Below are 2,748 nucleotides of genomic sequence, written 5' to 3' on the forward strand. Positions count from 1 at the left end.
CGTTGTCCGCCATCTCTCAACCATCCTGAAGCCATCCCAATGGATGGAGAGGAGATGGTGAGCAGGAGCTCGAACGCAAGAGGCTTCGGCGTTTTCGCTGTCGGATGCCTCGGAGATAGGCCGCAGGATGCGCCGCCTGATTCAAGCGTGCGAAGGAGGGGCGCTGGTGATGTCGGTTTAGATCAGCCGTGATCCGAGGTATCGGCCCAGGAAGCTGGCAACCCGGGCTGCCGAGTCGAACTGAGCCACTCCCGTGAGACCATGCCCCTGGTCCGGGTAGACCTTGACCTCGTAGGGCGTGCCCCGCGCCTTCAGGAGGCGCTCAATCGCGTAAGCCTCTGAGACGGGAACGATCGGATCCGAGGCGCCGTGCAGAATCAGGGTCGGTGGTAGCCGAGGCTGGCCCCTGGCCAGACCCTCGGGCAGCGGGCCAAAGTAGTCCACGATCGCCTTGACCCGGGGATCGGCGGCCGCGGTTTCGAAGGCGAGTGCGGCTCCGAGCGAGACGCCCACGATTCCAAGTCTTCTCGGATCGACACCGGGCTGTGACGCGAGCCAGCTCACAGCATCTCGCACAGTCGTGGCCCAGAGCGGAAAATCCTGACGAAGCCGCGAGTAGGCGACGCGCCGGTCGTCTGTTCGGTCGAGGTAATGCACGAAGGCAACGTGATAGCCGGAGATTGAGATGTTCCGGGCTGCGAGACGATAGCCTTCCGCATAGGTCAGCCCGTCCGCACCGTGCAGCAGCAGGACCGCCGGCCTCGATCCGCCTGCACCCTCCCCTGCTGCAGAGCCGCGCGAGGCGGCAAACCACTCGACCTCAATCCGGTGACCGCCGCTCGTGAAGCTCAGCATCCTGTGTTCGATGCTCCTGATGATGGTGGGCTCGACCAGCTGCCCATCAAGACGTAGGCACGAACAACTCGCGTTCGTGTACATGGCTGCACGCGACATGAGACCGGCCGAGGTTCAAGATGCTGGCAGCGCAGACGTCCCGAAGGTCGCTTGACGGTTGACCGGCTCCGCTGACGCTGTGGTGCCATCGTTGAGCGGATGCAGCGAAGGGACGCTCACGTCGCTGCGCGTCTCATGTGCGCAGGAGCGACAGAACAGCCACGCTGCTCGGTCGAACCGGCGCCCTCGTCGCCCGTTTGCCCGAGATGTCTCATAGCTCCGTCGTTTGGACACAAGATCGCATTGCCGACGTGCCCCTTCGTCGCTTCGTCGGCTGCGTCGGCCCCATCGAAGTCGGTACAGTCGAGTATGATGGTTCCCATCATCTCTGGACGTGGTGGAGCCCGCTCGCCGAAGAAGCCTGGGGCCATGCAGCGAGCGAGGAAGGAGCGAAGCAGGGCTTCGAGGTCTGGCTGCGAAGCTGGCTCGAGCACTTCCGACCGTTCTTCGCAACGAAGTGAAATCTGCAAGGTCTCGGTCGCCCCGAGGGCAGCGCGGTCGTTAACCCGCGTAAGTGCCGGAGCACCGGCGCCGATGGCATCGCGTTGTCCCGCGCCCACCCCGTCAGCGCCAACCCAGCTGAGAAAAGTCACGTTGAAGCGGATCATCGCACTCGCGCCTATCCTCCTCGCTCTAGGCTCAGATCACGCCCTGGCCGCCTCCGCGCCCGGATCCAAGGGCGCATCAGAAGTCACGTTCCTGATCCAGATCGTGCTGCTGCTCGCGGCCGGGCGGCTGCTCGGTGAGCTTATGCAGCGCATCGGCCAGCCCGGCGTGATGGGCCAGCTCATCGCCGGCCTCCTGCTCGGGCCCTCAGTGTTCGGGGCCATCTGGCCCGAGGGCCAGCACTTGGTCTTCCCGCCCGCTCACGAGCAAAAGGCCATGCTCGACGCGGTCTCGCAGCTCGGCATCCTTCTGCTGCTGCTCCTCACCGGCATGGAAACCGACCTCGGCCTCGTGAGAAAGGTCCGGCGCGCCGCCCTCAGCGTCTCCGTCGCTGGTGTCGCCGTGCCCTTCGCCTGCGGTTTTGCGCTCGGCGAGTTCCTGCCCGAGACGATGCTGCCGAAGCCCGAGCTGCGGCTGATCACCTCCCTGTTCCTGGGCACCGCGCTGTCAATCTCGTCCGTCAAGATCGTCGCGATGGTGGTGCGCGAGATGGGCTTCCTGCGCCGCAACGTCGGCCAGGTCATCGTCGCCTCGGCCATCATCGACGACACCATCGGCTGGGTGATCATCGCCATCACCTTCAGCTTGGCACTTCACCGCAGCATCGATCCCTGGTCCCTCGGACAGAGCCTTCTTGGCACGGCCCTGTTCCTGGGCCTCAGCTTCACCCTCGGTCGCCGGGTCGTCTTCCTGCTCATCCGCTGGGCCAACGATGAGCTCGAGAGCGAAGCGGCCGTGATCACCACCATTCTGGTCGTGATGGGCCTGATGGCGCTCGCGACCCATGCCATCGGTGTCCACACGGTGCTTGGCGCCTTCGTAGCCGGGATCCTGGTCGGGCAATCGCCCATCCTGACGCGGCACATTGACGAGCAATTGCGGGGCCTCATCAGCGCCCTGTTCGCGCCGGTGTTCTTCGGGCTTGCAGGCCTGAGTGCCGACCTGACGATCCTGAAGGATCCTACGCTCCTGATGCTGACCGCCGGGTTGGTCGCCATTGCGAGCCTCGGCAAGTTTGCAGGCGCATTCCTAGTTGTCTGGATGCGAGACCTCCTTGGCGGCTGCAACAACCTTGAGGGCTTTCGGGAGCGCGTCCGGATCAGGCGGTTTGGTAACGGGCTTGGCGAG

At 64.7% G+C, this 2,748-nt stretch carries 2 protein-coding genes and 1 pseudogene; 1 reads left to right on the top strand and 2 read right to left on the bottom strand.

Features of this window, described 5'->3' with window-relative positions; all coding sequences use genetic code 11:
- Positions 1 to 177: 177 nt before the first annotated feature.
- A complete protein-coding gene (locus WDW90_RS36140) occupies positions 178 to 855 on the bottom strand; it encodes a dienelactone hydrolase family protein (RefSeq protein ID WP_336492559.1) in 678 nt (225 codons plus the stop codon).
- 215 nt (positions 856 to 1,070) lie between these two features.
- On the bottom strand, positions 1,071 to 1,562 hold the full coding sequence (locus WDW90_RS41065) for a hypothetical protein (protein WP_431311198.1): 492 nt from the start codon (positions 1,560 to 1,562) through the stop codon (positions 1,071 to 1,073).
- Here WDW90_RS41065 and WDW90_RS36150 point away from each other — a divergent pair.
- A pseudogene (locus WDW90_RS36150) lies at positions 1,489 to 2,649 on the top strand (cation:proton antiporter); the annotation flags it as partial. The gene WDW90_RS41065 and the pseudogene WDW90_RS36150 overlap by 74 nt on opposite strands.
- Between the last annotated feature and the right edge of the window lie 99 nt (positions 2,650 to 2,748).

The organism is Methylobacterium nigriterrae (assembly GCF_037106235.1).
Classification (GTDB): Bacteria; Pseudomonadota; Alphaproteobacteria; order Rhizobiales; family Beijerinckiaceae; genus Methylobacterium; species Methylobacterium nigriterrae.